General features: G+C 70.6%; 22 protein-coding genes and 1 pseudogene. 11 read left to right on the plus strand and 12 right to left on the minus strand.

Annotated elements, in window-relative coordinates; all coding sequences use genetic code 11:
* Nucleotides 1-116: 116 nt before the first annotated feature.
* Complete coding sequence (locus tag D457_RS0122520; protein WP_017582937.1) at nucleotides 117-452, plus strand: hypothetical protein; 336 nt, start codon at nucleotides 117-119, stop codon at nucleotides 450-452.
* A 15-nt stretch (nucleotides 453-467) separates the two neighbouring features.
* On the opposite strand, the gene D457_RS0122525 is transcribed toward D457_RS0122520, so the two are convergent.
* The 4 genes and pseudogenes from D457_RS0122525 to D457_RS35005 form a co-directional block, all read right to left on the minus strand.
* Nucleotides 468-1,727 (minus strand): DUF5685 family protein, encoded by a 1,260-nt coding sequence (locus D457_RS0122525; RefSeq protein ID WP_039831751.1) that lies wholly within the window; start codon nucleotides 1,725-1,727, stop codon nucleotides 468-470.
* 143 nt (nucleotides 1,728-1,870) lie between these two features.
* Complete coding sequence (locus D457_RS0122530; RefSeq protein ID WP_017582939.1) at nucleotides 1,871-2,629, minus strand: SEC-C metal-binding domain-containing protein; 759 nt, start codon at nucleotides 2,627-2,629, stop codon at nucleotides 1,871-1,873.
* Nucleotides 2,630-2,666: 37 nt separating this feature from the next.
* A complete protein-coding gene (locus D457_RS0122535) occupies nucleotides 2,667-4,838 on the minus strand; it encodes a hypothetical protein (protein WP_239646186.1) in 2,172 nt (723 codons plus the stop codon).
* A gap of 178 nt (nucleotides 4,839-5,016) precedes the next feature.
* Nucleotides 5,017-5,181, minus strand: a pseudogene (locus D457_RS35005) (aldo/keto reductase); the annotation flags it as partial.
* Nucleotides 5,182-5,327: 146 nt separating this feature from the next.
* Between D457_RS35005 and D457_RS33155 the strand changes: the two are divergent.
* Entirely contained in the window at nucleotides 5,328-6,083 is a 756-nt protein-coding gene (locus tag D457_RS33155; protein WP_204367467.1) for a hypothetical protein, read from the plus strand.
* A gap of 331 nt (nucleotides 6,084-6,414) precedes the next feature.
* Here D457_RS33155 and D457_RS33160 read toward each other — a convergent pair whose 3' ends face one another.
* The 4 genes from D457_RS33160 to D457_RS0122570 all read right to left on the minus strand — a co-directional run bounded on the left by D457_RS33160 (nucleotide 6,415) and on the right by D457_RS0122570 (nucleotide 9,105).
* Nucleotides 6,415-6,873 (minus strand): MerR family transcriptional regulator, encoded by a 459-nt coding sequence (locus D457_RS33160; protein ID WP_017582942.1) that lies wholly within the window; start codon nucleotides 6,871-6,873, stop codon nucleotides 6,415-6,417.
* Between the two features lie 67 nt (nucleotides 6,874-6,940).
* Nucleotides 6,941-7,615, minus strand: coding sequence for a TetR/AcrR family transcriptional regulator (locus tag D457_RS0122560; protein ID WP_017582943.1), 675 nt, complete (start codon nucleotides 7,613-7,615; stop codon nucleotides 6,941-6,943).
* Nucleotides 7,616-7,658: 43 nt separating this feature from the next.
* Nucleotides 7,659-8,504, minus strand: a complete 846-nt coding sequence (locus tag D457_RS0122565) for a hypothetical protein (RefSeq protein WP_017582944.1) — start codon at nucleotides 8,502-8,504, stop codon at nucleotides 7,659-7,661.
* Between the two features lie 79 nt (nucleotides 8,505-8,583).
* On the minus strand, nucleotides 8,584-9,105 hold the full coding sequence (locus D457_RS0122570) for an HAD domain-containing protein (protein WP_039831753.1): 522 nt from the start codon (nucleotides 9,103-9,105) through the stop codon (nucleotides 8,584-8,586).
* Nucleotides 9,106-9,322: 217 nt separating this feature from the next.
* On the opposite strand from D457_RS0122570, the gene D457_RS0122575 reads away from it, so the two are divergent.
* From D457_RS0122575 to D457_RS37740, 7 genes are all read left to right on the plus strand, one after another.
* Nucleotides 9,323-9,811, plus strand: coding sequence for a hypothetical protein (locus D457_RS0122575; RefSeq protein ID WP_017582946.1), 489 nt, complete (start codon nucleotides 9,323-9,325; stop codon nucleotides 9,809-9,811).
* Nucleotides 9,808-10,227, plus strand: coding sequence for a hypothetical protein (locus tag D457_RS0122580; RefSeq protein ID WP_017582947.1), 420 nt, complete (start codon nucleotides 9,808-9,810; stop codon nucleotides 10,225-10,227). Before D457_RS0122575 ends, D457_RS0122580 begins: the two co-directional genes overlap by 4 nt.
* A gap of 461 nt (nucleotides 10,228-10,688) precedes the next feature.
* Nucleotides 10,689-12,416, plus strand: a complete 1,728-nt coding sequence (locus D457_RS0122585) for an ABC transporter family substrate-binding protein (protein ID WP_017582948.1) — start codon at nucleotides 10,689-10,691, stop codon at nucleotides 12,414-12,416.
* A gap of 149 nt (nucleotides 12,417-12,565) precedes the next feature.
* The gene (locus D457_RS0122590; protein WP_017582949.1) at nucleotides 12,566-14,077 is read left to right on the plus strand and encodes an ABC transporter permease; all 1,512 of its coding nucleotides are present in this window, start codon (nucleotides 12,566-12,568) and stop codon (nucleotides 14,075-14,077) included.
* A 16-nt stretch (nucleotides 14,078-14,093) separates the two neighbouring features.
* Nucleotides 14,094-15,131, plus strand: coding sequence for an ABC transporter permease (locus tag D457_RS0122595; RefSeq protein WP_017582950.1), 1,038 nt, complete (start codon nucleotides 14,094-14,096; stop codon nucleotides 15,129-15,131).
* Nucleotides 15,131-16,333, plus strand: coding sequence for an oligopeptide/dipeptide ABC transporter ATP-binding protein (locus D457_RS37735; protein ID WP_017582951.1), 1,203 nt, complete (start codon nucleotides 15,131-15,133; stop codon nucleotides 16,331-16,333). The genes D457_RS0122595 and D457_RS37735 overlap by 1 nt, the downstream gene beginning before the upstream one ends.
* Nucleotides 16,330-17,343: an oligopeptide/dipeptide ABC transporter ATP-binding protein gene (locus D457_RS37740; protein WP_017582952.1), complete on the plus strand. Its 1,014-nt coding sequence runs from the start codon at nucleotides 16,330-16,332 to the stop codon at nucleotides 17,341-17,343. Before D457_RS37735 ends, D457_RS37740 begins: the two co-directional genes overlap by 4 nt.
* Nucleotides 17,344-17,443: 100 nt before the next feature.
* On the opposite strand, the gene D457_RS0122610 is transcribed toward D457_RS37740, so the two are convergent.
* The 4 genes from D457_RS0122610 to D457_RS0122625 all read right to left on the minus strand — a co-directional run bounded on the left by D457_RS0122610 (nucleotide 17,444) and on the right by D457_RS0122625 (nucleotide 23,890).
* Nucleotides 17,444-18,430, minus strand: coding sequence for a hypothetical protein (locus D457_RS0122610; protein ID WP_239646187.1), 987 nt, complete (start codon nucleotides 18,428-18,430; stop codon nucleotides 17,444-17,446).
* 261 nt (nucleotides 18,431-18,691) lie between these two features.
* On the minus strand, nucleotides 18,692-19,921 hold the full coding sequence (locus D457_RS0122615; RefSeq protein ID WP_017582954.1) for an acyl-CoA dehydrogenase family protein: 1,230 nt from the start codon (nucleotides 19,919-19,921) through the stop codon (nucleotides 18,692-18,694).
* A 101-nt stretch (nucleotides 19,922-20,022) separates the two neighbouring features.
* Nucleotides 20,023-20,982: a helix-turn-helix domain-containing protein gene (locus D457_RS37575; RefSeq protein ID WP_275041016.1), complete on the minus strand. Its 960-nt coding sequence runs from the start codon at nucleotides 20,980-20,982 to the stop codon at nucleotides 20,023-20,025.
* A gap of 283 nt (nucleotides 20,983-21,265) precedes the next feature.
* A complete protein-coding gene (locus D457_RS0122625) occupies nucleotides 21,266-23,890 on the minus strand; it encodes a S8 family serine peptidase (RefSeq protein ID WP_017582956.1) in 2,625 nt (874 codons plus the stop codon).
* Between the two features lie 223 nt (nucleotides 23,891-24,113).
* Here D457_RS0122625 and D457_RS0122630 point away from each other — a divergent pair, with 223 nt between their 5' ends.
* Both D457_RS0122630 and D457_RS0122635 read left to right on the plus strand, forming a co-directional pair.
* On the plus strand, nucleotides 24,114-24,755 hold the full coding sequence (locus D457_RS0122630; RefSeq protein WP_017582957.1) for a TetR/AcrR family transcriptional regulator: 642 nt from the start codon (nucleotides 24,114-24,116) through the stop codon (nucleotides 24,753-24,755).
* Between the two features lie 61 nt (nucleotides 24,756-24,816).
* A complete protein-coding gene (locus tag D457_RS0122635; RefSeq protein ID WP_017582958.1) occupies nucleotides 24,817-25,977 on the plus strand; it encodes an alpha-hydroxy-acid oxidizing protein in 1,161 nt (386 codons plus the stop codon).
* Nucleotides 25,978-26,006 lie beyond the last annotated feature (29 nt).

Consider the following 26,006-nt stretch of genomic DNA (forward strand, 5'->3'; position numbering starts at 1 on the left):
ATCCGAGGTGAGTTGGAGGCGTGGGAAGAGGACTTCCGGGGAAGGTTTATTTTTTTCGTGGCGCGTTAGGCACGAAAAGTTGCCCAATCGTCACTGAGTGGGTGCACTGTAGGAGAATGAAGCGCTGCGATTTCTGTGAACTCCCCGTCGGTGAAGGCTGCGCCTGTGCGCTGCCCCGTGACTACATCGGCAGCTGCGGGACGGGCACCCCGTTCTCGACCGTGCGGCTGCACCCGGCCGGTGACGCGATCCTCATCTCCCTGCGCGGTGTGGCCCACCGGCTCGGCTGCTCCTACCATTCCGACTCGGATGTGAAGGCCCCCGTGTGGGGTTGGGTCAACTACCCGGACCCGCAGCTGTGGCGGCGGATCAGTGAGAACTCTCCCCTGCGGGCTACCGGGGGCAACACCAAGCGCGCGGCCACCCGCCGGTGCCGCAGCTGCGACCGCTGAGGGCGCTGCCCCTGATCAGGGGCAGCAGGGGCAGCAGCAGCAGCTGTCGCAGCAGTCGCACGTGTCGCGGCACCCAGTGCAGCACTCGCCCACGTCGCAGGCACACATACAGGGATCGCACACGGCGTGCCGGGGCTTTCCCGACCAGGGCCCGGGGTGCGGGTCGCGGCAGCAGAGCTGGCAGGTGCAGCACATGAACAGCGCCGTCGCGCATCCGGCCAGGAGCCCCCGGCTGCGCGGCGGCTCCTCCAGGGCGGGGATCGCGCACCCGCAGGCGGAACAACAGCCGCCTCGGGCAGGTGGGCTCTCCCCGCCGTCAGCGTCCTCGTGATCGTTCTCCCGCTGGTCCCCGTGATGGTGCGCGTCGTGCCGGTGTCCCTCGCTGTCCGCCCCGCCTCGGTGGGCGGACGGGGTCGGGTGCCCGGCGTGCGCGAAGACGCGTTCGACCGCCTTGCGCAGTTCCACCACTAGCAGGACGCGGGTCAGGCGATCATCGACGAACTCGGCCTCGCGAAGGGCCAGTCCGACACCGAGGACGGCGCCGTCGCAGAGTTCGCGGGCCCTGCTGACCGGTGTTCCGGTGGCGGTGAGCGGGTTCCAGGCGCCGTTGGCCAGATCCTCCTCCTGGTCCTCCACGGCGTCCAGCAGGTGGGCCGCCCGGCCGAACAGGCGGCCGGCCTCCCGCAGGGGGTCGGCGTTGGCCGGCACACCAGCGAGGACCGCGGTGTGCGCGAAGGCCTCGCCGGTGGCCTTCTCCGTCGGCCGGGTCACGGTGAGCACGTCGGTGCCCTCCCGCGCGGAGAGCTCGGCCTCCCGCTGGCGGTCGACCACGGCCGCCAGCTCGGCGCCGTCCAAACCGAGTCCGTCGCCCGACTCCTGTGCGCCGCGTCGCCACCGTGCGGCCACCCTCCCGGCGACGGCGCGCACGCCTGGACGGGCGTAGAGTCCGTCACCGTCAGCGATGTGGTCGCTGATCTTGGCGGAGGCGAGCATCAGCGACACCGTGGAGGCCAGGCGTGCCCCTGAACCGTCGGCGACGTCGGCCCCGCGCATTCCGCGCAGGGGACAGCGACCGGCCTTTCGGGTTCCGGACTGTTCCTCGGACTGGGCGGCGGTCAGGACCGACAGGACAAGGCCGTCGTAGTTGGTGGCGACCCTGGAGGCCTGGCCGTGGTCGTCGCGCAGCGACAGGCACAGCCCGCACAGGTGGGACATCCACTCCCTTGCCAGATCCTCGGACAGGCTGTGTCTGCAGGGCCTCAGGATTCCGAACACGAACCGACACCTCTTCCCCGGTGCGCCCGTCGCGCACTGACGCGGGATGTGACTCCTTCGCCTCTGGTTTGGTTCCGGCCGATTCCGGCCGGGCGGGGGGCGGCGCTCACGCGCGGGGCTGTCGGACGCGGCGGCTGCGCGGCTCAGCGGGCCAGTGGGGAGCCGCAGCACTTCTTGAACTTGCGGTCCGAGCCGCAGGAGCAGGGGTCGTTGCGTCCGGGCGGCGGCGGGGTGGCGCGCTCTCCGGGGCCGGTCCGGGTGGGGAGGTCACCGGGGAAGGCCTGCTGCGGGGCGCTACCGTTGGGGCCGCCGCCCTGGAGGTCGGCGAGGTTCTCCAGCGGGGGCAGGTAGGCGTCGGTGGAGCGGGTCGCCAGGTCGTGCGCGTCCGGGGCCATGCCGAGCAGTTCGCGCATGCGGGCGCGTCCCAGCAGCGGCATCAGGCCGAGGCGGTTGAGCTCGGCGACGGTCTCCGGGGGTTCAGCGAGGATGCCCCGGCAGACGACGTTGTAGCAGTGCAGGGCCTTGTCGCAGGCGCCCTGCCCGGCGAGGTCCTCGGCCAGGAGGAGGGCCACGCCCCGTTCGAGCCCGGGGCGCATGAGCTCCTCCAGCAGCGCGTCCGATTCCTCGGTCCGGCCTTCGGCGCGCAGCATCGCGGCGAGCTGGTTGGTGGCGAACTGGCGGTGCCCCGGGTGCGGGGCGTGCTCGCGCAGGGCCTCGGCGAGCGTGCGCGCGGCGCTGACGTCCCGCTCGCGGAGGGCGTCCACCGCGTCCAGGAGGATCTCGCCTGCCTCCTCGGGGAAGGAGGTCAGGTCCTTCAGGTGCTGCTTGGGCAGGTCCAGGCCGCGGACGGCGTCCCACAACGGCTGCGGAACCGCACCGGGGGCCGGGGAAATGTCGGTCATCCTCCCAGGTTAGGGCGTGTTCGGTGGGTGCTGCCCGTCACAGTGGCCACCAGCTGGCGGAGGTGAGAGGACTGGTGAGAAGGGCCAGGAGACCGAGGGTGTCCAGACCGGTTCCCGCTCCGATCTGCAGGCCGACGGCGAAGACCGCCGCGAACAGCACCAGGAGCAGGAGGACCCGGGGCCAGCGGCGTCTGCGTTCGGGGGTATCGGAGGTGGATTCGGAGTCGATCCAGGACTGGTCCAAGCGAGCGATCTCCCTGCGTAGTTCCTGGACCTCGGTGTGGTAGTGATCGCGCTCGTCGCGGACCCGTTGGAGTTCGGAGCGTTCGGCCCGCACGGCCGCGCGGGCGTCGACGACGTCGGTGTAAGCCCCTTCGGGGCCTCGTTTGGAGTGCCACCGCTCCAGACGGGAGAGGGGAAGGTCGACGTACTGGGTGGGCCAGTTGTCGTCGGAGTCCTCGGGAAACTCGTCGGTGTCGGGTTCGGTCTCGGCCTCGTAGTCGGGGGGTTCGGTCTCGGCGAGGGTCAGAACCGCGAGGGGCGGGGCGTCGGCGGGGGTGCGGGTCTCGGGGAGAGGGGCGGGTGCGGAGGGTTCCTCGTCGGGTGCTTCCGGGGGTGTGGAGGCGGAGATGGTCCAGGCCTCATCCGGCTCAGGGGGCAGCGGCGGGTCGAGGGGCTGCCCGGCTCCGGGGTCGGTGACGGGCTCCTCCGGCGGTTCCACTGCCGGGGGCGGGCGTCTGCCCACCCCGAGGAAGGTGTGCGGCCGCCCGCCCAGCGAGCCCGCCCAGGTCTCCTGTTCGGAGGTGTCCTGGGCCCCGTCCTCCGCGAAGGGGTCCGGGGCCTCCGTCAACTCGTACTCGGCCCCGCTCCGGCCCGTCGGGGGCTCGGTGGCCGCCCCGGGCCCGGGGGGTTCCGCGCTCGCCTCGGTTCCTCGCGGTTCCTTGAACCCCCTGCCCTCAACGGGCTCAGTCGGCTCCTCGACGCTTCGCGACCGCTGGAGCCCGGCAGCCCCGAGGGTCTCCCCCGCCCCGGATGCAGGATCCTCAGCGGACCCACGGGAGGTCTGGGGGTCGGGGGTCTCCTCGGGCTCACGGTGTGTCTCGGGCACGGAGGTATCCGTGGCCTCAGGAGCGCGGACGGCCTGCGGTGCCTCCTCGGTTCCTCGCGGGTCGCCGGGCTCGGCGGTATCCGTGGTTCCGAGGGTTTCCTCTCGGGTGTGGGGTTCGGGGGCGGGTCTGGGGCGGGGGTCGAACCAGTCGCGGAGGAGGGCCCGGCGGTCGGTGAAGTCGATGGTTTCCGGGATGCCCCGGGCGCGCAGGTGGTCGCCGAGGGCGTCGCCGCCCTCTTCGCGCAGGACGGTGACCAGGCCGTCGGCGATCTTGAGGTGGTCGCTCGGGGCCGGGGTCAGGAAGGGGGAGTCCGGGGTTGTGGTGGGTGGGCCGAAGGCCAGGTGGGGGCCGTCTTCGACGCCGAGGACGGGGTCGTAGGTGGAGAAGGACCAGTTCCAGCCCTCGGCGGGCAGGGCCGCGCGGGGGGTGAGGATGTCGTGCAGGATCCGGTGCATCCCCCACAGGAACCGCAGCTGGGTGGCCTGCCACAGGTCGGCGCGGTCGGGGTCCAGGGTGATGTGGACGGGCTTGTCGGGGTGTTCGAGGGCGCGGGCCACGGCTCCGATGAGGATCGGTTCGCTGTCGATCCGGGTTTCGGCGGCGCGGCGGTCCCGGGTGCGCAGGGCGCCGGGGGCGCAGGTGTGTTCCCAGGGTTCGGGGGCGGGCAGGGTGCGCATGGCGGCCCAGCCGGGGGTGGGGGGTCTGGTCGGGGCCGGGCGGGTGTTGGGGTTCTCGTGCAGGGCGAGGATCCGGGAGAAGGTGAGTCCCCGGGTGGGGCCGACGATCGCCCAGGCGTGGGCCTGGCGGACGTCGCCCGGCCAGCGGTAGACCAGGGCGCTCTGGCCGTCCGGGTAGTGGCGGGCCCAGAGGGTCTCGGGGTAGGCGGCCGGGTCGGTGTCGGGCAGTGCCGAGCGGTAGTCCGCGGTGAGGGCGGGGATCAGCCGGTCGCGCCAGGAGCGCAGGACCGGCTGGTCGCGTTGCGGGAGGGAGGTGGCCGCGGGCCCGGGACCGACGCGGCCGAGGAGGGTGGGGTCGGCCCAGGCGAAATGGATCTGGTGGAAGGCACCGGAGTCCGCTTCCAACGATGTGCTCTCGGGCAAGTGGCCCCTCCCACTGGTTCACGGATCCGCCGGTGCGCGCGGTCCTTGGTGACCGCGTCTCCCTAGGGAAGGTATCCGCCCGAAGCGACAGGAAACCGCGAAAGCGGGGTTATGCGGGCATTTGCGAGCTTTGCGAAGTATGGGGGTACCCGGGGTCGAGGGGCAATGCGGGAAGGGATCAGTGCGCGGCGGTGAGCCGGGAGTGCTGTTCGGTGGTGAGGGTGAGGTCGGTGGCCTCCAGCGCCTCGTCCAGCTGGGCGAGGCTGCTCACCCCGACCAACGGGACCACCCTGGGCTCGTGGTCCATCAGCCAGGCGAGGACGACCTGGTTGCGGGTGGCTCCGCACCCGCCACCACCTCGATGCCGCCCACCTCACCGAGGACCAGTGGCGCCAGCAATGGGAAGCCGAGCGCTGGTTCCTGCAGGCCGATGGTGAGTCGGGCAAACGGTTCGGCAACGAGACCATCCGCATCAGCCCCGACGGTGAGGTGTCGATCAGGCTCCCGGCTCCGCTGAAGAGGTGGGCGAACGCCCCGCACGGCCGGTACGTGCTCTCCGGCAAGGCGGCCTTCGCGCACCGGGGCGAGGAATGGGCGGATCGGGTGGAAGACAATCGGGCGGTGGCCTATCGCATCCACCTGGATGTGGAGCGGGGACGCTGGTATGTGAGTGCGTCCTGGCAGATCCCGGCCACCCCGGCGGTCCCGCTCCGGGCCGCGCTGGGGCAGGGGGTGGTGGGGGTGGACACCAACGCCGATCACCTGGCCGCCTGGCAGCTGGACACCCACGGCAACCCCATCGGGGATCCGCGCCGCTTCGACTACGAGTTGTCCGGCACCGCTTCCCATCGTGATGCCCAGGTCCGCCACGCCCTCTCCCAGCTGTTGCGTTGGGCCCAGGCGTGCGGGGTCAAGGCGATCGCGGTAGAGGATCTGGACTTCACCGACGCCAAGAGTCGGGAGAAGCACGGCCGCAGGAAGCGGTTCCGGCAGCTGATCTCCGGGATGCCCACCGGCAAGCTCAGGGCCCGCCTGGTCAGCATGGCTGATGCCACCGGGATAGCGATCATCGCGGTGGATGCGGCCTACACCTCCCGGTGGGGTGCCCAGCACTGGCAGAAACCCACCACCAGCAAGAAAAGGAAGACTTCCCGCCCGCGATGCGGCCAGCATCGCGATCGGGCGGCGCGCTCAGGGGTTTGCGATCCGGCGTCGGACGGCACCGCCCCGCACCCACCGGAGTGATGGGTGCGGGCCTCGGACCCTCCAGACCGAACCGGCAACCCCGGGGCGTGAGGGACCCCGCCACTCCGGCCCGGAGCGCGCACCCGATGCGCGCACCCGGGCCGAGGGCACGAGAACGCGGGGGACCAGCGCACCCAAGACCGTTCGGGGCGCGCGCAGAGCTCGGGAGTGGCAGCAGCTGTCACTCCTGAACACTGTTCAGGAACGGTGACGTGCATGTGGCCCGGGGACTCCAGGGCGGCGGAGGTGTCGGCGTCGGTCGTGCTGCCGAACTGCATCGCGTCCAGACACAGGGCGCTGACCGTGCGGCCTCGGATGGTCGTGTAGCGCATCAGAAGCTTTCCTTCGCGGTGGCCGCGACAGCCGCCGCGTCGGAGGCGGAGGTGGCGCCCGCGGGAGCGGACCGCTCGGCGAGGCCGGGGTTGTCGGCGAGCACCCCGAGGTAGTAGTCGATCTTGTGCTGGATCGTGTCCTGGCGCTCGCGCAGCTCGGCGATGCGCGTGTTGAGGTGGTGCTGGTGGCTCTGCAGCACGCCCAGGCGGTCCGGGATGGTGTGGTCGCCGTCGCGGACCATTTCGGCGAAGTCCCGGAGCCGGGCGATGGGCATGTCGGTGTCGCGCAGACAGCGGACCAGGTAGAGCAGGTCGACGTCGTCGGTGCGGTAGCGGCGGTGCCCGCTGGGGGCGCGCTCCACCCGCCGGAGCAGGCCCGCCTTCTCGTAGTAGCGCAGGGTGTCCAGGGTGAGGCCGAAGCGTTCAGCGACCTCACCCGGCGTGTAGTAGTCCTTCATGCACCAAGCATGCGACCTGGAGTGCACTCCAGGTCAAGCCCGCAGAGAAGATCGGGCGCTGATCCGGTCAGGTTCCACTGCCGCGGATGGCGCCGACCACGGCCGAGGTGAGGTCGTCGATGATCTCCGCCTCGCTCACCTCCGGGTGCTCCAGCCACCACTCCCCCGCCGCCTGGACCATGCCCACGATGGCGTGCGCGGCGATCTGCGCGCGCAGCCGGCCCCTGATCCGGCGTTCGCTGATCAGCAGGTCGGCGAGTTCCTCCCCCAGACGGCGCACCATGAGCCCGAGGTCGCTGCGGGTGCGCACGTCCTCGGAGGTGGCCCGGTCCATGAGGAAGCGGTACAGGTTGAGGTTGCGCGAGATCATCGACAGGTACGCGCCGACCGTGGCGCGGGCCCGCACCTCGAATTCGGTGTGCTGGTACAGCTCGGCGCGGATGACCTCGATGAGCGGGTCCACGTGGCGCTTGGCCAGCGCCTGGTAGAGGCCGCTCTTGTCACCGAAGTGCCGGTAGAGGATCGGTTTGCTGATCCCCGCCTCGGTGGCGATGGCGAGCATGGAGGCGTCGGGACCGTCGCGCTGGATCACCCGGTCGGCGGCGTCCAGGATGGTCCGCCGCCGTTCGGGGTCGCGTCCGCGCCCGCTCCGTCCCCGCCGAGGCCCCGGGGTCTGGGCGGCGGGCTCGGCGGAGGCGCCGTTGTCGTTCGGCGCGGTCTGCTGTGTGTTTTCGAAGGCCACAAGGGTTCACCGTACTGGAGGGGCAGGCAGGTCGGTCCGCTCCTCAGCGGCGGATCGCGATCCAGGTCGCCCGGGCCAACGCGAGCAGTCCGCCGTCCTGGTCGTAAAGGGCGCTGCCGGTGTGCACCTTGCGGCCGTCGACCGCCTCCAGGTGACCCATGACGACCTGGGTGGAGCCGACCGGCGGGGCCGCGAGGACCTGGGCGGTCATCCGACCCAGGACGATCGGACGGCCGGAGATGTCACTCGACCAGCCGCCGGGGCAGTCGAGCGCGGCCCAGACCTGGGCGAGGGCGGCCGTGCCGTCGCCGCCGTCCACCGCCGGGAGCACGTCCCAGGTGCAGGCAACGGTGTTGCCGACTCCGTCGGGGCCCTGCCCGGGGCGGACCGATCCCGGGAACAGCAGCAGGCCGTCGCCCTCGGCGCGTTCGGGGCCACAGCTGTAGCAGCGCGGGAAGGGGTGCTGGTCCAGGCCCGCGTAGCGCTTGCGGGCGGCCTCGGCCTCGCCGACGCCGACCGGGCCGCCGGGGATCACCGCGAGCCCACGGGGTTCGGCGCCGGCAGCCGGTCCGGCAGCGGATCCGTTACCGGATTCGGTGTCGAGAGGGCCAGTGATCACGGCTTCGGCGACCAGGCGGGCGGAGTCCTCAGCGGCGGGATCGCTCAGCCGGAGCCCCTCCCCCGGGGTGCCCTCCACCGTCAGCGGCCGGTCCAGCGGCGGCGGGGTGCGCAGGGTGACCTGGACGGCCGGACCTCCCGGGTCGGTGAGCCACCCGGCGAGCAACCCCGCACTGTAGCCGCCGTTGCCGGAGCCGTCGGGGCCGTTGAAGGCCCCCGGGATGGTGAGGGTGGTGGCGCCGTTGCCCGACCCCCCGAGTCCTGGTGTCATGGGTCACAGGGTAGCGGGAGTGGCCTGAGGGGTTTCGCCCGCCCCGTCCCGTTGACCGGAGCCGCTCCCTGGCGGAGCGTCAGTGGGGGAAGTCGACGGCGGCCAGGGCCGGGGGCCAGTCGGCGAGCAGGTCGAAGTCCTTCTCCCGCAGCCCCACCGCGGGGTCGATCCGGCGCGGGAGGACGTCGGCGATGTGGTTGCGGGCCAGCCACACCCGGTCCTGTTCGGTGATCCCGTCGTCGATCCACGCGAAGGGGCGGCCCTGGGCGTACTCGGCGAGGACGGGCGTCTTGAAGAACAGCCCGTGGCGGGCGTCGAGCGGGCCGGGGAGCTTGACCACGGGGAGCTCGGGCAGTCCCAGGACCGGACCGATCATCGTGTTGGCCTCGTCCTCCCAGGTGGTGGCCCACACCAGTTCGTAGGGCAGGGCGAGCAGTTCCTCGCCGTGGTCCGGGTTGAGCCACACGTCCAGGGGCCGGGCCGGGGGTTCCCAGCCGGTGGGGCGCATGCGGTGGACGGTGTGGCCCTCCAGATCCGAGGGCCCGGCGCGGAACGGGTTCAGGGGGCCGTCGACGTCGATGAACAACAAGGGTCGGGGCACAGCGGGCTCTCCTCCGGGGGTGGGTCCCACAGACTAGGGCGCTCCTGGGCAGCGGTCCACGGATCATCCCCTCAACCCTTCGGAAGCGGAGCCGGATCGAGGCGGCCGAGCCGGTTGGGGGCTCGGGCGAACACGGGCGCGGCCACCGGCCCACCCCGCCGAACCACAGCGGGCACTATGGCATCGACACATGTACAGCCCCAGCCGGAAGGTGCTCATGGATCAGTCCGAGTTCGAGTGGATCGGCCCCTCAGGGCCGATCGTGCGCGCCGTCTGCCGCCCGCAGCTGGAGTGGCTGCTGGAGTCGCTGCGCGAAGGTGAGCGCCCGGTCGCCGCCGCGTACGAGGACCCCCAGACCGAGGAGGGTTACTCCTACCTGCACCTGTTGACCGGGGAGCGGCTGTTCAGCTGCCTCAACACACACCCCGGCAACGAGGTGCGCTCGTGGGAGCTGGCGGAGATCGAGGCGGTGGAGGTGACCAGGAAGCGGTTCGGGCTGGGCGCCGCCGAGCTCACGGTCACCGCGCGGGAGACCTCCTGGGCCGGGCGTTCCCACACGTTCTCCTTCGCGCGGGGACGCAGGGAAGCCGACCGCTTCGCCGGGCTCCTGGAGTCCCTGCGTTCCCCGTCTCCCCTCGGTTCCACCGACAAACCCACCGCCGGGATCGCCGACGAATCCCCCGACTCCCCCGACGGAGCATCGTGACCACAGATCCCAAGCCCGTGTCCTGGGTGAACCCGCCGTCCCGGTGGGTGGCCGGACCACACCACGCGCAGTCGCTGGACTGGTTGGAGCAGGCCGTCCACCCCGGGGAGGAACGGATCGCCGGGCTCTTCACCCACCCCAAGGGGACCGGGATGCTCGTGGCGCTGACCGACCGGCGCCTGTTCGTGCTCAACACCCTGGCCACCCCGCCGAACATGACGTGGGTGTGGCGGTGGGAGGAACTCGCCGCGGTGCGGCTGCGCAGGGGCGTCATGCAGCGGCCGCAGGTGGTGGTCGACCCGGTCGCGCCGAGCCGTCCCCGTCTGCCCGCGTTGACCGTCCTCGCCTCCCGTCAGCAGGTGGAGAGGTTCGTCGGGATCGCTCAGGGGCTGGTGGAGGTCCACCCGGGCGGCTGATCCGCGGCTCGGGAGGGCCACGGAAAGAATTACGGAGAGTCACCGGACTTCCCGTTTTTAGGGTGCCCTTCATTCTTGCGGTTCTTTTTCGGAGCCTTTACGACAGAGTGAAGAACCCCAGGCCCTCCCGGGCTTCCACGCAAAAGAAAAGTAGTAAACGCCGATTACCTCCGAATATCCACTCATAGGATGTTCGGATGTTTGTCCGCGAGAACCCGGCACCAGCGGCACCACCTGTCACTCCGCCAGCAACGGAGTCAAGATCGGACCCTACGACCTCAAGAGTCGATCTGTCATGTTTTTGCCCTCTTAGTTCTGTTTTTGGCTAGATTTAGGCACCAAGTACGTATCAGGTGTGCAACACCCCCCAATCGCCTATTGCCCAAACTTTGAACCATGCCCAGAATCCGTTCTATTCCGTACCACGGACACAATCCCCTGATCGGTAGAGGAAACCCTCTGTGACTAAGACCAGAACCATCACCAAGGCCACAGCCGTGGTCGCCGCGGGAGCGCTGGTGCTCTCCGCGTGCTCGAGCAACGGCGGTGACGGCGATGCGAGCAGCGCCGGCGACAGCACCACCATCACCCTGGCCTGGGACCAGGAGTACGACAGCTACAACAACACCACCGCCGGAGCCAACTCCAGCAAGAACGCCATCGTCAACCACGGCGTGACCAGCGGTTTCTGGTACTTCGGCGAAGGCGGGGCGGTCACCGCCAACCCCGAGTTCGGCAGCTACGAGCTGGTCTCCGAGGACCCGCAGATCGTCGAGTACTCGATCAACCCGGACGCCGTCTGGTCCGACGGCGAGGAGATCGACTGCGCCGACGTGATGCTGTGGTGGGCGCAGCAGACCGGCAGGTACGACTTCTCCGTCATCGGCACCGGCGGTATCGAGGACACCGTCATGCCCGAGTGCGAACTCGGCGACAAGGACTTCGCCCTCGAGTACGAGGTGCCCTACGCCGACTGGGCCAGCAACGGCCCCAGCCAGGGCAACGCCACCCTGATGCCCGCGCACGTGGTGGCGGAGCAGGGCGGCCTGACCACCGAGGAACTGGTCGAGGCCATCCGCGACGAGGACACCGACGCGCTCGCCGACGCCGCCGAGTTCTTCAACGACGGCTGGACCATCAGCGGTGCGCTGCCCGACGAGGAGCTCATCCCCTCCTCCGGCCCCTACAAGCTCGCCAACTACGACGCCGGGCAGTCACTGACCCTGGAGCCGAACGAGAACTGGTGGGGTGAGGAGCCGGCCACCGACAACATCGTCATCCGCTGGATCGCCTCCGACGAGCAGACCCAGGCGCTGGAGAACCTCGAGATCAACATCATGCGGCCGCAGCCCTCGGTCGACCTGATCAACCAGCTCGACGGCCTCGCCGGGGTCGAGTACGAGGTCTACGACGAGTACATCTACGAGCACCTCGACTTCAACTTCGACTCCAGCCCCTTCGAGGACTACGAGCTGCGCGAGGCCTTCGCGCACTGCGTGCCCCGGCAGCTGATCGTGGACAACCTGATCAAGCCGGTCCAAGAGGACGCCGAGACCATGGACGTGCGCAACATCTCGCCGTTCGACCCGGGCTATGACGAGGCCGTCGCGGCCAGCGGCGGCGACCAGTGGGCCGAGGTGGACCTGGACCGCTCCAGCGAGATCCTCGAAGAGGCCGACGCGGTCGGCCAGGAGGTGCGCCTGGGCTTCATCGGCGGCAACCCCCGCCGCCTGCAGACCGCCGAGCTGATCAAGGACTCCTGTGACGAGGCCGGCTTCGACGTGCAGATCAACGCCGAGGACACCTTCTTCGACACCGACGGCGGCCTGTCGCAGAACACCTACGACGTCGCCATGTTCGCCTGGTCCGGTTCGGCCGAGGTGAGCGGCTGGAACTCCACCTACCGCACCCCCGCCGAGTGCACCGCCGACGGCAAGGGCAACAACAACGGCTGCTACTCCAACGACGAGATGGACGAGCTGCTCAGCGACCTCCTGCAGGAGTTCGACACCGACGCCCAGCTGGAGATCATCAACGAGATCGAGACGATCCTGTGGGACGACCTGGTGACCATCCCGCTCTTCAGCCACCCGGGCACCGCCGCCTGGACTGACAACCTGGAGAACGTGGTCCCCAACCCCGCGCAGACCGACATCGTCTGGAACATGTGGGAGTGGACGGCCCAGTAGGCCGCACCACCCCGTTCACGCAGAACCGACCGCGCTGACCGATGGGACCCACCGGTCAGCGCGCTCCGACCAGGGACCGGAGGCGAACACGTCCTCCGGTCCCTTCGTCTGCGCGTGAACGTTCCCCTGAACTTCAGGAGTCAGCACTCGTGCTCGTCTTCATCGCACGAAGACTGGTCGTCTCGGCCTTCGTGCTCTTCGCAGCAAGCTTCGTGATGTTCGCGCTCGCGGCCAACGTCGGTGACCCCCTGGCTGACCTCAGGGAACTCCCGGAGGACGCCCAGGAGTCCGCGATGGCCGAGCGGATCGAACGCATGCACCTCGATCTACCCGTCTACGCCCGCTACTTCCTGTGGCTGGGCGCGGCCTTCACCGGCGACCTGGGGACGAACCGCCAGGGGCAGGACGTCAACATCCTGCTCGCGGACGCGATCTCGGCCACCATGCAGCTCGTGGTGGCGGCGACCGTCCTGGCGATCGTCATCGGCATCGCCATCGGCATCATCTCGGCGCTGCGCCAGTACAGCGGCTTCGACCACTCCGTGACCTTCGGCGCGTTCGTCGCCTTCTCCCTGCCCATCTTCTGGGTCGGTGTGCTCCTCAAGCAGTACGGCGCGATCGAGTTCAACAACTGGCTGGCGCAGCCAGTCATCCCTCCCCTGGTCATCGGCGTGGTCGCGCTGCTCGCCGGCTTGGCCTGGAGCTCGCTGATGGTGGGTGACCGACGCACCCGGCTGATCGCCTTCGCCGGGGCCACAGCCGTCACCGGAGCGCTGCTGGCGTTCATCTCGCTCACCCGGTGGTTCGCCGACCCCGGACTGGGTCCGGTCACGGTCGCGATCAGCGCCCTGGGCGCCGCCGTCGGCTTCTCCGTGCTGATCTCCGGACCCAAACCGAACCGGCCGATGTACGCGGCGCTGACCGCGGCCGGGGTCGGCACGGTGATGTACTTCGTGCTCTCACCGGTCCTGGACGCACCCAACCTGGCGATCATCGCAGGGCTGGCCCTGACGACGGTGGTCGTGTGCGTGGCGATCGGCTACGGCGTCGGCGGCGTACTGCACCGGCGCAACGCGATCGCGACGGCGGTGTGGACGGGCCTGTTCACCGGCGGCGTGATCTTCGTGGACCGCATGCTCCAGTCCTTCGCCTCCTACAGCAGCTCGGTGCAGGGCCGCCCCATCTCCACCGTCGGGGCGAGCACCCCCAACTACGAGGGCACCTTCTGGGAACTGTCACTGGACTCGGCAGGCCACCTGGCACTGCCGACCATGGCGCTGATCCTGGTCTCCCTGGCCACCTACACCCGGTACAGCCGCGCCAGCATGCTGGAGGTGATGAACCAGGACTACGTGCGCACGGCGCGTGCCAAGGGACTGCCCGAACGCACGGTCATGACCCGGCACGCCTTCCGCAACGGGCTCATCCCCATCACCACCCTGGCCGCCTACGACTTCGGCACCGTGATCGGCGGTGCCGTGGTCACCGAGACGGTCTTCGGCTGGCGGGCCATGGGCCACCTGCTGATCACCGGGCTGAACGAGGCCGACCCGACCCCGGTGATGGCGTTCTTCGTGGTCGCGAGCGGCGCGATCGTCATCTTCAACATGATCGCCGACATCACCTACGCCTACCTCGACCCGCGGATCCGGCTGTCGTGACGGAGGGAGAATCACCATGAGCACAAACGAGAACACTCCGTCCGGGGCGACCGGCCCCGAACACGAGGACGATCCGAACCGGATCGGGACCGCTGATCCCGCGGCCTCCGACGCGGCCCAGGGCATGAACATCGCCGCCCGCACCCAGTGGCAGCTGGTCCGGGCCCGCTTCTTCCGGCACCGGGCCGCCCTGGTCGGCATGTTCATGCTGATCAGCGTCATCCTGCTGGCCTTCACCTCGATCGGGTACGGCCCCATCCCGGGCTGGTGGGACAAGTCGCCCACCGCGACCGGGCCGCTCAGCGAGGGCGGCAACCCCACCCTCAGCCTGGTCCCGCAGTTCCTCGGCGGCTCCGGCCTGGCCCTGGGCGAACACCCCTTCGGCCAGGACAACGTCGGCAAGGACTACTTCGCTCTGACCATGCAGGGCACCCAGGTGTCCCTGATCATCGCCTTCGTGGTGGGGATCGTGGCCACCGTCGTGGGTACGGTGCTCGGCGCCTGCGCGGGGTACTTCCGTGGCTGGACCGAGAGCACCCTCATGCGGGTCACCGACGTCCTCATCGCGATCCCGCTGCTGGCCATCGCCGCGGCGGCGGCCAAGATCGCCGGTCAGGCGGGCATCTTCTACCTCGGCATGGTCCTGGGCCTGGTCACCTGGACCCAGACGGCCCGCCTGGTGCGCAGCTCCGTGCTGTCGCTGCGCGAGAAGGAGTTCGTCGAGGCCGCCAGATCCGTGGGCACCTCCTCGGCCCGCATCATCTTCAAGCACATCCTGCCGAACACGGTGGGGGTGATCATCGTCAGCGTCACCCTGGCCATCGCGGCGGCGGTTCTGCTGGAGTCCGCGCTGTCCTTCCTGGGGATGGGCGTGCAACCGCCCGACACCTCGCTGGGACGGCTCATCACCGACTACCGGAGTGCGATGAGCACCCGGCCCTGGCTCTTCTACTGGCCCGGGCTGTTCATCATCCTGATCGCGCTCTCGGTGAACTTCATCGGCGACGGCCTGCGTGACGCCTTCGACCCACGACAGAACAGGGTGCGTGACTGATGACGCAATCCTCCAACATCCCACCGCCCTCGGCCGCGGTGCCGGGGCAGGGCCTCGACGGCGGCGTCTCGGTCACCGAAGCCACCGGTGAGGTGCACACCGCCAAGACCCTCGAGGACACCAAGGGCCCCACCGAGAACGAGATCCTGCGCGTCGAGAACCTGACCGTGGAGTTCCCCACCGACGACGGTGCGGTCAAGGCCGTGCGCGACGTCTCCTACTCCCTGCGCGAGCGCGAGGTGCTCAGCATCGTCGGGGAGTCGGGGTCGGGCAAGTCGGTCTCGTCCATGGCGTTGCTGGGGCTGCTCCCGCGCAGCGCCCGGGTGAGCGGCAAGGTCCTCTACCGGGGCCAGGACCTGCTGGCCATGCGCCAGAAGGACCTGCGGTCCCTGCGCGGGCGCAAGATCTCGATGATCTTCCAGGACCCGATGACCGCCCTGAACCCGGTGCACACCGTCGGGGACCAGCTGGCCGAGGCGGTGCTGGCGCACGAGCTGGTCCCGCCCAAGCACGCGCTCGAACGCGCCCGGGAGATGCTCGACCTCGTGGGCATCCCCCAGGCGGGGCAGCGGCTGCGCAGCTATCCGCACGAGTTCTCCGGCGGTATGCGCCAGCGGGTGATGATCGCGATGGCGATCATCAACAACCCCGACGTGATCATCGCCGACGAACCCACCACGGCGCTGGACGTCACCGTGCAGGCGCAGATCCTGGAGAAACTGCTGGAGGTCAAGGACGCGGTCAACTCCGCGATCCTGCTGATCACCCACGACCTGGGCGTGGTCGCGGGGCTGGCCCACCGGGTCCTGGTGATGTACGCGGGCCGCCCGGTGGAGATCGGCGCGACCGACGACGTGTTCTACCGGACCCGGATGCCCTACACCGCCGGCCTGCTCGGGTCGATCCCGTCGATGACCTCCGCGCACGGGGAGCGGCTGCGCCCCATCAAGGGAACCCCGCCCTCGCTGATCAACCTGCCCCGGGGGTGTCCGTTCTCGCCGCGGTGCCCGCTGGCCGACGACACCTGCCGCTCCGCCGAGCCGCCGCTGGTCCCGGCCAACGGTTCCGAAGGGCCGGAAATCAGCGAGGCCTCGGACAGCGCACAGTTCGGCACACATCTGGCCGCCTGCCACCACTGGGAGCGGTTGGCCGCGGCCGACGACCCGACGGCGTTCTTCCGGAACGGAGGGATCACCCCATGACAACGCCACAGCAAGAGCTGGACCGGCAGACCGACCCCGCGGCCCCGCTTCTGGAGGTCGAGGACCTGGAGGTGCGGTTCCCCGTGCACGGCGCCGGTTTCCTGCGCCGGGTAGTGGGGCACGTGCACGCCGTCAGCGGGGTGTCCCTGCAGCTGTCGGAGCGGGAGACCCTGGGCGTGGTCGGGGAGTCGGGCTGCGGAAAGTCCACCACCGGCCGGGCCATCCTGCAGCTGGTCAAGCCCACTGCGGGTTCGGTGCGTTTCCAGGGCCAGGAACTGACCAAGGCGTCCTCGTCGGCGATGCAGAAGGTGCGGCGAGAGGCGGGCATGGTCTTCCAGGACCCGTACGCCTCGCTCAACCCCAAGCTCCCGGTGAACGACATCATCGCCGAGCCCCTCAAGGTCCACAAGCGCTGGCGCGACGGCGGCCCGGAGCGGGTGGCCGAGCTGCTGCGGCTGGTGGGGCTGAGCCCCGAGCACGGCAACCGGTACCCGCACGAGTTCTCCGGCGGGCAGCGCCAGCGGGTGGGTATCGCCCGGGCGCTGGCGCTGGAACCGCGCATGCTGGTGCTGGACGAGCCGGTCTCGGCGCTGGACGTGTCGGTCCAGGCGGGGGTGGTCAACCTCCTGGCGGAGCTCCAGGAGCGGTTGGGGCTGTCCTACGTCTTCATCGCGCACGACCTGTCGGTGGTGCGGCACATCTCCGACCGGGTGGCCGTGATGTACCTGGGCCGGGTGATGGAGACCGGTACCCGGGAGGACGTCTACGAGCGGGCGTCGCACCCCTACACCCAGGCCCTGCTGTCGGCCGCGCCGTGGGCGGACCCGCGCCAGGAGCGGTCGCGTGAGCGCATCGTCCTGACCGGTGACGTCCCGAGCCCGGTCAACCCGCCCAGCGGCTGCCGGTTCCGGACGCGCTGCTGGAAGGCGCAGGACCTGTGCGCGGAGGAGGCCCCGCAGCTCGTCGACCGCGGCGCCGGGCATCCGGTGGCCTGCCACTTCCCCGGGTAGGTCCGCCCGGCCCCGGAGACGGAGAAGGGCGGGTGCGCGGGGTTCTCCCCCGCGCACCCGTCCTTCGTCTTGCCGTCCCACCGGCCCCGCTGGTCCCGGCCTACCAGCCCAGGACGGTCCGGGCGGCGGCCAGCTCCGCGTTCAGCTGTTCCTTGCGCTCCTGGAGTTCGGCGCGGTGCTCTTCCACCATGGCCTCCTGGGCCCGCGTCTCGGCGGTGACGAAGGCGTCCAGGTAGCCGGAGGTGTCCGCGCACTCGGCGCTGAGCACGGCGTCCCCCGTCACCTCGGAGGCGCCGCCGGGGCCCACGGTGTATCCGGACAGACCCGCGCACTCCTTCCAGGCCTCGTTGGCTTCCGCCACGGCGGGGTCCTCCAGTCCGGCGAGGTAGGACTCGCCGAGCAGGTCGTCGACCCGGCTGTGCAGGCCAGGGGTGTCGGGCATGAGTTCGCCCTCCCCTGCCGTCCAGTAGCCGTCCTCGCCCGGGGGCGGTGAGTCCGGGTTGAGGCCCAGGTTGGCCTGGTGCTTGCAGCCGCCCTCTGGGACAGGGTCCCCGGAGGGGGTCTCGATCTCGCCGCCGGTGTGGGAGTAGCCCATGTACGCGTCACCGGCCGCCTCCTCCTGGGAGCCGTCGGCGACCACCCAGGGGTTGCCGAGGTCGTCGCCCTCCGGGATCCCGAAGCCGTACTCCTCGGCGAGGGCCGTGCTGGACACCCCGTAGCGGCGGTAGGAGTGGTGCGGGCCGAAGTGGGTCAGCAGCTCCTCGAGGGAGTCCGTCTCCCAGCTGACCGAGGCCTCGAAACCGAGTTCGGCGAGGCACTGCACCGTCAGGACGTCCTGGGCCCGGCGGATGGTCCACTGCTCGTACTCGTCGAGGCCGTAGTCGTACAGCGGGAGGTGCAGCCGCTCGGTGAGTTCGGGGTCGGTGAGCGCGTAGGGGTCCCCGGGCTCCTCGAAGTCCCCGGTCTCTGCCTCCACCGAACCCTGCTCGGTGTCGGGGTCCGCGGCCGGTTCCTCCGCTTGGGCGGTACAAGCGGTGAGGGCGAGGGCCAGGGCCACCGCGTACACGGCGCTTCGGGGTCCGGGCAAGGGCGACGACGGAAGCGGTAACCGCACTGAGCTCTCCATGAGGGGTGGGGATGGAGGGGCGAGAACACACTGACTGTGCCGGCCGAGCACGGGTACCGGCGTTCGTGATCCTAGCCCGGTCGGGCCCCGGGATCACTCGGGCCCCTGCAGCTCGGGCCCCTGAAACTCGCGGCCCCTGAAACTCGCGGCCCCACCGACACGGGGCGAGCGCGTCGGGAGCCGTCTTCCCCGTCGCGCCCGCCCCGGGCGTGCTCGTGTGCGTTACCGGATCGGCAGGCCAGTGATGGTGCGGCCGATGATGAGCTTCTGGATCTCGCTGGCGCCCTCGAAGATGGTGAAGATGGTGGCGTCGCGGTGCCAGCGCTCCACGGGGCACTCGCGGGTGTAGCCGTTGCCGCCCAGGATGCGCAGGGCGTTCTGGGTGACGAAGGTGGCGGTCTCCGAGGCGTAGAGCTTGCTCATGGAGCCTTCGGCGTTGGTGAAGTCCTTGCCGTTGCGGGCCATCCAGGCGGCGCGCCAGACCAGCAGGCGGGCGGCGTCGATGCGGGTGACCATGTCGGCGAGCAGGAAGGCCACACCCTGGTTGTCGCCGATGGGCTTGCCGAACTGCTCGCGCTGGATCGAGTAGTCGCGGGCGTACTCATAGGCGGCGCGGGCACAGCCCACGGCCATGACGCCAACGCTCGGGCGGGAGGCCTCGAAGGTCTTCATCGCGGCCTGGCCCTTGGAGCGCTTGCCCTCGCGGGCGCGGGCGAGGCGCTCGTCGAGCTTGTCCTTGCCGCCCAGGAGGCAGGAGCCCGGTACGCGCACGTTGTCCAGGACGACCTCGGCGGTGTGCGAGGCGCGGATGCCGTGCTTCTTGAACTTCTGGCCCTGGGACAGGCCGGGGGTGTTCGGCGGGATGATGAAGGAGGCCTGGCCGCGGGAGCCGAACTCGGGCTCCACACTGGCCACCACCACGTGCACGTCGGCGATACCGCCGTTGGTGGCCCAGGTCTTGACGCCGTTGATGACCCACTCGTCCTTGGCCTGGTCGTAGACAGCGCGGGTCTTGATGGCGGAGACGTCGGAACCGGCGCCCGGCTCGGAGGAGCAGAACGCGCCCAGCTTGATGTCGTCGGCGCTGCCGAACATCTGCGGCACCCACTCGAAGAGCTGTTCCTGGGTGCCGTTGGAGGCGACGGAGACGGCGGCCAGGCCGGTGCCGGTGATGGCCAGGGCGATGCCCGGGTCACCCCAGTAGAGCTCCTCGAAGGCGACGGGGATGCCGAGACCGGTGGGCTCCAGCCACTGGTTGGCGAAGAAGTCGAGCGAGTAGAGCCCGATCTTGGCGGCCTCCTGGATGATCGGCCAGGGGGTCTCCTCCCGCTCGTCCCACTCGGCGGCGGCGGGGCGGATGACGTCGGCGGCGAACCCGTGGGCCCAGTCCCGGACGTCGCGAACATCCTCGCTCAGTTCCAGGCTGAAGGCGGGCGCGGTGGCCTCACTCATGCGCTTACATCCTTTGTTGGACCCTCCGGGGGGAGGGAAGATCGACAAGTGTTACCCATGGTAACAGTCAACCTGGTCAGCGACAATCACCCCCGGAAGGCTCACAGCCACCCGCGTTTGGTAGCCCTCCAGACCAGCTGCAACCGGGTCCGCGCACCCACCAGGTCGGCCAGTCCGCCGACCCTGCGCTGCACGGTCCGCTCGCTGACCCCCAGCTGTTTGGCCATCGAGGCGTCCGTACCACCCGCGAGCATGAGCGACAGCAGCCTGCGCTCGTCCTCGTCCGGCCCCTCCCCCTCTCCGTCGGCAGCCGGATAGGGCACCGCGGAACGCCAGACCGTCTCGAACACCCACACCAGCGCGTCGAACAGCCCGCTCTCGCGAACGATGATCGCCGAGGGCTCCTCCACCGGATCGGTCACCGTCGGCAGGAACGCCACCCGGTCGTCCACGACGGTGAGCTTCATGGGGATGCCGTCGCAGATACGAATCTGCTCGCCCATCCCCCGCCAGGTCTCCAACCGAACCGGCCGTTCCCCGTCCTCCACGAGCGCGCGATCGTAGACCACCCGGTACGGTATGCCCGCCGCCATGGCCTCGGCGGCCACGTGGTTGTCCTCCGAGCTCACCGCCAGCACCGGCCCCGTGACCAGGGAACACACCTCCTTGACTGCCCAGGACTGCACCTCCAGGAAGCGGGCGGCGACCTCCTCCCGGCCGTTGACCACCTCCACCACCGCCTCGGAGTCGTGCAGGACCGCCCGGTTGCGGTACTCCTCCACGATCTGGGCCACCGCGCCCTGGGCCCGCTGCAACCGGGTCTGGTGCCGAAGCAGCAGGGCACCCAGGGACACGTCCGGCGGGACCACCCGCAGCCCCCGGCCGGCGTCCCGGCGGACCAGCCCCCGCTCCTCCAGCAGCGCCAGCGCCCCCGCCGCCTCCTCGGAACCGATACCGAGCCGTTCGGCCAGTTCGACCCGGCTCCGGGCGGGCGTACGCAGCAGGGACAGGTACGCCTCCTCCTCGACCGGGCCCAGACCCACCGCTTCCAGCAACGCCACCACGCGCCCTCTCCGTGTGGAACCACCGTGCGCGAACGGATTCCCCGTTTCGCGCACGCGCCCGCGAACTCCCCGGACCGCAGGGATCTACCCGCTCGCCCCGGTTCCCAACGGGCCCGACCGTCACACGGTCCGGCATACCGCCGCCGAGCACACTCCGAACACACAGCGCACGCTCCCGAAAACAGGAAAGGCCCCCGCCCCGGTGAAGGTCAGGGGCGGAGGCGGGGGTTTCCCGGCACCGTGGGGAGCGGTGAGGCTCCCCGGGGACGGCTGGGGGAAACTACGGGGCCGCGGTCAGTTCGGCCTCCAGGCGGTACGGATTCTCCGCAGCGGGTGAGCTGCGGGCGGTCTCCACCACCAGGTGCCAGATCCCGGGCACCGGATTCGTGTAGGTGCGTGAGAGCGGATCGCAGGGGTCACCGTCGATGTTGGTGTAGCACTGACCCGTCGTGGACTCCCCCAGCGGGCCGAGAGGGCTGAACGCCCTCCAGCGGACACGGCTGTCGTCGGCGACCCCGGACAGGTCCACGGTCATCGCGGCGGTGCCCGCGGGCACGGCCACGAAAACATCCTCGGTCACGGCCCGGCCCAGCGAGCCCTCCGTGGTGACAGCGCCCTCCTCAGCGGTGACCGCGGTCAGCATCACGGCCTGCTCCAGGGCCCGGGTGCGCGGGTTGTCCACCTTCAGGACCGCGTTGTGCACGCCCGCCGCCTCCGGCGAGGCCTTGACGGTCACGATGACCTCCTCGCCCTTGGGCAGGTCCACGTGGCGGGGCGCGGAGAAGGTGCCCTCGTCGTCACCCTCGATCTTCAGGCGGTACACCTGGGTGCCCTCGACGCCGCTCGTGCGGGTCAGGGAGATCTCATACTCCTCGGTCTCTCCCGCCGCGATACCGCCCTCCCCGGGCAGGCAGCGGATGTACAGGCCGGTCCCGAAACCGGGCTCGGCCAGGAGGTCGGACTGCTCGGTGCAGACCGGGGCCTTGGCGTCGACCGCGTCCACGGACGCGCCCTGGTTCAGCAGGGTCCAGGCGGCCGGTACGTCCATCTGACCGTGTCCCTGTTCGGCCGCGTCCCACCCGGGGTGGAACTCGGCACTGGTACGCAGGGCGGCACGCAGATCCCCGGGGGGAACGTCCACTCCCTCCTGTCCGGCCTTGGAGAGCAGCAGCGCGGCACCGCCCGCGGCCTGCGGGGAGGACATCGACGTGCCGTTGAGCATGCCGTAGCCGGGCGGCAGGTCGTACCCGGCCTCGGGGACGGGGTTGCCGGGCATAAAGGTCGGCAGGGTGCTGACCGCCGCACCGGGCGCGGTGATCTGCGGCTTGAACCCGCCGTCCTCGCGCGGGCCGCGGGAGGAGAAGCCGAACACGCCGTGGTCGTAGTCGACCTCGGCGCCGTAGTTGGCCAGCCAGGTGTCCCCAGAGACCGCGGCGCCGACGCTAATGACGTCGGTGGCATCCGAGGGAGACCCCTGGGTGCTCAGGCCCGCGCCGGAGTTGCCGGCGGAGATGAACATCTGCACGCCGGTCTCCTCGATGAGCCGGTCGTAGAGCAGCGCACGCGCGCTCTGGCCGTCGTTGAGCGAGGGCGTACCGCCGATGGACATGTTAATCACGTCCACGTCGAACTCGGTGGCCAGGTCGACCATGCCGTCGGTCAGCGCGGCCGAGGAGCAGCCCAGGTCGTGGCAGGCGCGGCTGGAGACGACCTCGGCGCCGGGAGCGACGCCGTTCATCGCCCCCTCGAACAGTCCATGACCGGCGGCGATACCCGCCACATGGGTACCGTGGCCATTGGTGTCCAGGCCGATGTGCACCATCCCGTCGAGGGTGTCCATCCCGGTGGCGACGAACCCGTGCGCCTCGTTGATCGGGGTCTCGGGGTCGTCCTCACCGAAGTACCGGACGTCCCGGTCCCCGGCGAAGTCCCCGATGGGCGTCTCGTCGGTGAGGTCGCGGTCCTGGTTCAGGTCGACCAGGACCGTGCCGTCCTCGGGGGCGAAGAGCACGCCCCAGGAGTCGTCGTCGGATCCGGCCACGGCGTAGGTGAAGCGGCCGAACCGCCAGTCGCCCTCGGGGGCGGTCCACTCGGTCCCGCTGTGTTCGAACGTCGGCCCGCTGACGTCGCTCATCAGCACGAAGCTGGGGTCGAAGAGCAGGTCGATGAGGTTGGTGGGGTCGGTGGCGTTGACCCAGTCGACGAGCTTGTCGTCACCGGTGGTCGTCGTCGCCAGCGCCGGGTGGGTGGGGTCGACCCCGGTGTCGAGGACACCGATGCGCACGCCCCGGCCGTCGGCGTCGGAGTGCTGCTCGCGGAAGTCGACGGCGCCAATCTCGCCGCTCGGCATATAGGGGTTGGCGTCGGGGGTGTCCGGGCCCGGAGCGGGCTGGGCGGCCGTGGCGGGGGCCTGCCCCGCGGCACTCGCGGCCTGCGCGTCGATCGGCGCGACCTCCGGCAGCGGCAGGAGTTCGTCGACGTCGATGGCGGTGACGGCGTCGACCTGCTCGACCCGCTCGACGTCGTCGAAGGCCACGTTGACTCTGAGGTAGCCGATCTCCTCGTGCTCGGAGGTGATGTCCGCGAAGCCCTCCAGGGCCTGGCGCGCCTCGGCGGTGCTCCCCTCCGCGGTGGCCACGATCAGCGTCACGAAGTCGATGACCGGGGGTTCGACCCCCTCGTCGGGGAGGTCCTCGGGGCCGGGGGCGGAGAAGGTGCGGGCGCCGGAGGCGTTCTGGGCGGCCTCGTCGGCGGTGCGGCCCTCGAAGAGCTCCTGGTACTCGGCCAGCAGAGCGCGGTGGTGGTCGCCGATCTTGTCGGCGGTATCCGCGGCCGCCGCGGGGGCTCCGGCGACCAGGCCGCCGGTGATCATCAGGGCTGCGGAGGCCACAGCGGCGCCGCGCACGGCCGCCCTCCGGGAACGGGGGGACGCGGTACCCGCGGAGCCCTCGGCAGGGGGAAGGGGGGAGGGAAGTCTCAATTCACACCCGATTCGTGTGGCTTGGGGGGATTTCGGTAACGCCACGGTGGCAGGGAGTGAGCTCGGGTGACAGGGGCGCCGGGTGACGGGATGGCGCCATGTCGGGAACCCGACACGGGCCCGCGGAGCACTCCTCTAGCGTGGGCGCATGAGTGAACCACGCGTCGAACTGGTCCGGCCCTGGCGGGGGATGTCGCCGCACGAGCGGCAGGAGGCCCGCAGGCGACGGCTGCTCGACGCCGGGCTGGAGGTCTTCGGCACCGACGGGTTCCGGGCCGCGACGGTCAGCCGGATCTGCCGGGAGGCCGGGCTGACCAACCGGTACTTCTACGAGCACTTCGCCGACCGCGAGGCCTGCCTGCGCGCGGTCTACGACGCTTTGGTCACCGAGGCGCAGCAGCGGCTGACCGAGGCGATCCGCTCCCCCGAGGCGGAGCTGGAGGAGCGGGTGAGCGCCGCCGTGGACGCGTATGTGGGCTTCTCGCTGGAGGACCCGCGGCGGCCGCGGGTGATCGCGGTGGAGAGCGTGGGGGTCAGCCCTTCGATGGAGGAGCGGCGCCGCGCGGTGCGGCACGAGATCGCGGCCCTGTTCACCGCCGAGTACGAGCGCGACGTGCGGGCGGGTTCGGCGGTGGACCGGCCCTTCGGCAAGCAGGCGCTGGCCCTGGTGGGCGCCGCCAACGAGCTGGTCATCGACTGGGTACTGGGCGACCGCTCGCGAACGCCGCAGGAACTGTCGGCGGACATCGCCGGGGTGTTCGTGCCGGTGCTGCGCTCGCGCAGATCTTGACACGCTCATGTGTCAACTCAGATGATGCGGGTCACACCCACCCCCTCATCCGGAGGCGTCCATGGCTTCGCGTTACGGCGACTACCAGCTGGAGATCTACCTCAACGGCCTCACCGGCGTCGTGCCCTCCCACCCCATGACCTTCGCCGAGCTGGAACGGCGGGCCGCCGATTCCCTGCCGCCGTGGATCTGGTCCTACGTCGCGGGCGGAGCGGGCGACGAGCACACCCAGGACGCCAACGCCACCGCCTTCCGGCGCTGGGGCCTGTACCCCCGCATGTTCGTGGGCGCCGCCGAACGCGACACCGGCGTCGACCTGTGCGGCGTTCAACTGCCCTCGCCGCTGATGATGGCTCCGGTCGGGGTGGTGGGCCTGTGTTCGCAGGACCGGCACGGCGACCTGACCACGGCCGAGGCTGCGGCGCGGACCGGCGTGCCGATGATCGCCTCCACCCTGTCCCAGGACCCCATGGAGGAGGTCGCCGCGCGGTTCGGCGACACCCCCGGTTTCTTCCAGCTGTACACACCCACCGACCGCGAGCTCGCGGCCAGCCTGGTCCGGCGCGCCGAGGCGGCCGGATTCAAGGGGATCGTGGTCACCCTGGACACCTGGGTCACCGGCTGGCGGCCGCGCGACTTGGCCACCGCGAACTTCCCCCAGCTGCGGGGCCACTGCCTGGCCAACTACACCTCCGACCCCGTCTTCCAGGAACGCGTGGGTAAGGACGCCTCCCCCGAGGCCGTGGTGGCGCACTGGGCCGGGATCTTCGGAAACCCGCTGACGTGGGACGACCTCCCGTGGTTGCGTTCGCTGACGGACCTGCCGCTGATCGTCAAGGGCGTCTGCCACGCCGACGACGCCCGCCGCGCCGCCGACGGGGGCGTGGACGGCATCTACGTGTCCAACCACGGCGGCCGCCAGGCCAATGGCGGGATCCCGGCGCTGGAGTGCCTGCCGGACGTGGCCGCCGCCACCGACCTGCCGATCATCTTCGACTCGGGGGTGCGGTCGGGTTCGGACGCGGTCAAGGCCCTGGCGCTGGGTGCGACGACGGTCGCGATCGGCCGCCCCTACGTCTACGGGCTGGCCCTGGGCGGGGTGGAGGGGCTCGTGCACGTCCTGCGGACGATGCTGGCCGAAGCCGACCTGCTGATGGCGGTGGACGGCTACCCGTCGCTGGCCGACCTCACCCCGGCGGCGCTCAAGGACCTGCGGGCCTGAGCCCCCGCGCAGCCGCCCCGGATCCGTGA

Source organism: Nocardiopsis valliformis DSM 45023 (genome assembly GCF_000340985.1).
Taxonomy (GTDB): Bacteria; Actinomycetota; Actinomycetes; order Streptosporangiales; family Streptosporangiaceae; genus Nocardiopsis; species Nocardiopsis exhalans.

Excerpts from the sequence above, each read along its gene's own strand:
- D457_RS33160 (WP_017582942.1), bottom strand. The coding sequence starts at position 6,873 with ATGAAGGACTACTACACGCCGGGTGAGGTCGCTGAACGCTTCGGCCTC.
- D457_RS37740 (WP_017582952.1), top strand. The coding sequence starts at position 16,330 with ATGACAACGCCACAGCAAGAGCTGGACCGGCAGACCGACCCCGCGGCC.
- D457_RS0122520 (WP_017582937.1), top strand. The coding sequence starts at position 117 with ATGAAGCGCTGCGATTTCTGTGAACTCCCCGTCGGTGAAGGCTGCGCC.
- D457_RS0122630 (WP_017582957.1), top strand. The coding sequence starts at position 24,114 with ATGAGTGAACCACGCGTCGAACTGGTCCGGCCCTGGCGGGGGATGTCG.
- D457_RS0122530 (WP_017582939.1), bottom strand. The coding sequence starts at position 2,629 with ATGACCGACATTTCCCCGGCCCCCGGTGCGGTTCCGCAGCCGTTGTGG.
- D457_RS37735 (WP_017582951.1), top strand. The coding sequence starts at position 15,131 with ATGACGCAATCCTCCAACATCCCACCGCCCTCGGCCGCGGTGCCGGGG.
- D457_RS0122565 (WP_017582944.1), bottom strand. The coding sequence starts at position 8,504 with ATGACACCAGGACTCGGGGGGTCGGGCAACGGCGCCACCACCCTCACC.
- D457_RS0122575 (WP_017582946.1), top strand. The coding sequence starts at position 9,323 with ATGGATCAGTCCGAGTTCGAGTGGATCGGCCCCTCAGGGCCGATCGTG.
- D457_RS0122595 (WP_017582950.1), top strand. The coding sequence starts at position 14,094 with ATGAGCACAAACGAGAACACTCCGTCCGGGGCGACCGGCCCCGAACAC.
- D457_RS0122635 (WP_017582958.1), top strand. The coding sequence starts at position 24,817 with ATGGCTTCGCGTTACGGCGACTACCAGCTGGAGATCTACCTCAACGGC.
- D457_RS0122615 (WP_017582954.1), bottom strand. The coding sequence starts at position 19,921 with ATGAGTGAGGCCACCGCGCCCGCCTTCAGCCTGGAACTGAGCGAGGAT.